The organism is Cellulophaga sp. (assembly GCF_039943695.1).
Taxonomy (GTDB): domain Bacteria; phylum Bacteroidota; class Bacteroidia; order Flavobacteriales; family Flavobacteriaceae; genus Cellulophaga.
The window spans coordinates 1-2,273 of record NZ_JBDVAA010000098.1; the positions used below are offsets into that span (position 1 = coordinate 1).

A 2,273-nucleotide genomic window follows, 5' to 3' on the forward strand; every position below is an offset into this window, starting at 1 on the left:
TAAAAATCTAAAAATAATTTATGTTTTTGCAACATCTGTTATTTTATGTCGTCCTTTAAGCAACAAACAAAACCAAACCCAATAAATAATTAATGTTTACGTCTGATATTATTAAAAAATGCAAGGCAAACAACCGCAAAGCTCAAATGCAGCTTTATAAACAGTACTGTAATGGTATGTATTGCGTGGCTATGCGATTTTTAAAGAACGAAGGTGATGCAGAAGACGTAGTACAAGAAGCTTTTATTAATGCTTTTGAAAAAATAGAACAATTTAGTGGAGATGTAACCTTTGGAGCTTGGCTAAAAAAAATTGTTGTACATAAATGTTTAGATTTTATTAAAGCGAAAAAAGACAAGTATGTAGCTTTAACAGAAACTAATTTAAGAGTAGTAGAGGATGATGATTGGGTGGTTGAAGATACGGTAACACTACAACAAATAAAATTTGCAATAGCGCAATTGCCAAGTAACTACCAATGTGTGGTGCAGTTGTATTTAATTGAAGGGTATGATCATGCAGAAACATCGGGCATATTAAACATAACGGAGTCTGCTTGTAGAACTCGGTTATTAAGAGGTAAAGGGTTATTAAAAGAACTTTTAAAAGAGAAAAGATATGGGACAGGATCTTAGAAAAATATTTAAGGAAGAAAGAGCTAAAGAAAAGCACACCTTAAACAAAGGGCATATCTCTAAGTTTGAAGATAAGTTAAACGCTGCTATGCCTGCACCAAAACAAAATAAATGGTTTGTTTACAAAATTGCAGCAAGTGTAATTGTATTGCTTACTATTTCTATTTTGGTTTATAACAATCAATCTAAAAAAACAACAAAAAAAAGTACAGTAGTAGACATAGATAAACCATCTAAAGACCAAGAGGGTATAACACTTGGAGCTTTATCTCCAGATTTAAAAAAGATTGAAGATTATTACAAAGTAAACATCAACTTAGAGCTGTCACAATTACAAGTTTCTAATGATAATAAAACATTGGTAGATAGTTATATGGAGCGCCTAGCGGAGTTGCATAAAGAATACCAAGACCTTAATACAGAGTTAAATACCATTGGGCCTAATGATCAATTAATTTCTGCTTTAATTAATAATTTGCAATTGCGATTGCAGTTGCTACAAAAACTAAGAAAAAAGTTAAACGAATTAAAAAGCAATAAAAATGAAACAATTAGTGTGTAAAAGTATAGTAGCAATAGCAATATTAGCTAGTACAAGCATATATGCCCAAAAGCAAACAAAAGTATTTAAAGAAGTGTTTAATGTAGATAAAAATGCTGTTCTAGATTTAGATACCAATAATGCAGATATAGAATTTGATACTTGGAACAAGAGTGTTATACAGGTAGAAGCTACAATAGAAGTAGAAGGTATGTCTGCAGATGAGGCAGAAAAATACTTTATACGTAATAAGATGGATATTTTAGGGAATTCTGCTAAAGTTACTGTGTCTACAGGCGGGAATAATTTTTTTAGCAAAACAGATACTTTTGCTAATGCCCATCCAATACATTTTAATACTTCTAATTTTCCTACTCGTTTTTCTTTTGATATGGATACCATAAGTATAGATACCATAATGGTAGACTATGACTTAAAAGATTTAAAATTTGCAGACTTTGATTATGAAGAATATGAAAAAGGAGGTAAGGAGTACATACAAAAGTGGCAGAAAGAGTTTCAAAAAGATATGGGAGCTAAAAACGAAGCCGAAATACAAAGATGGGTAGCAGAAGTAAAAAAGAAAGCTATATTAACTCAAAAACAATCTAAACTTTTAGCAGCGAGACATAAGGTGCTTGCAGAAAAGGTAAAAGCTAAAGTGTTAAAAGCGCATCACAAAGGAGATGTAATTTATATAGACTCTAATGACTTTTATACTAGTCCAAATACATTTTATATTTCTAAGGATGGTGGTACAAAGAGTTTAAAGGTTAAAAAAACAATTAAAATTAAAATGCCTAAATCTGCAACCATAAAAATGGATGTACGTCACGGTAAAGTAAAACTAGCCGAGAATACTATAAATATAAACGCAAACTTGACTTACTCAAGTTTGCTGGCTTCTAATATAAACGGAGATAAGACGTATGTAAATGCGTCTTATTCTCCAATATATGTGAATAACTGGAACGTAGGGCAATTAAAAACCAGTTATGCTAAAGATGTAGATCTAAAAATGGTAAAAGAACTTACTCTAAGTTCTGTATCATCTAACATTACTATAGACCAGTTGTTAAAATCTGCTTTTGTAAAAA

General features: G+C 30.9%; 3 protein-coding genes. All 3 read left to right on the forward strand.

The genetic code is table 11. From position 1 onward, the window contains the following. Positions 1-92 precede the first annotated feature (92 nt). Positions 93-635, forward strand: coding sequence for a sigma-70 family RNA polymerase sigma factor (locus tag ABJD66_RS06645; protein ID WP_303541350.1), 543 nt, complete (start codon positions 93-95; stop codon positions 633-635). Then, the gene (locus tag ABJD66_RS06650) at positions 619-1,197 is read left to right on the forward strand and encodes a hypothetical protein (RefSeq protein ID WP_348129603.1); all 579 of its coding nucleotides are present in this window, start codon (positions 619-621) and stop codon (positions 1,195-1,197) included. Before ABJD66_RS06645 ends, ABJD66_RS06650 begins: the two co-directional genes overlap by 17 nt. Continuing rightward, positions 1,178-2,273: hypothetical protein (locus ABJD66_RS06655; RefSeq protein WP_348129606.1), on the forward strand; the 1,096-nt coding region annotated here is incomplete at its 3' end. The genes ABJD66_RS06650 and ABJD66_RS06655, both read left to right, overlap by 20 nt.

Excerpts from the sequence above, each read along its gene's own strand:
- ABJD66_RS06645 (WP_303541350.1), top strand. The coding sequence starts at position 93 with ATGTTTACGTCTGATATTATTAAAAAATGCAAGGCAAACAACCGCAAA.
- ABJD66_RS06650 (WP_348129603.1), top strand. The coding sequence starts at position 619 with ATGGGACAGGATCTTAGAAAAATATTTAAGGAAGAAAGAGCTAAAGAA.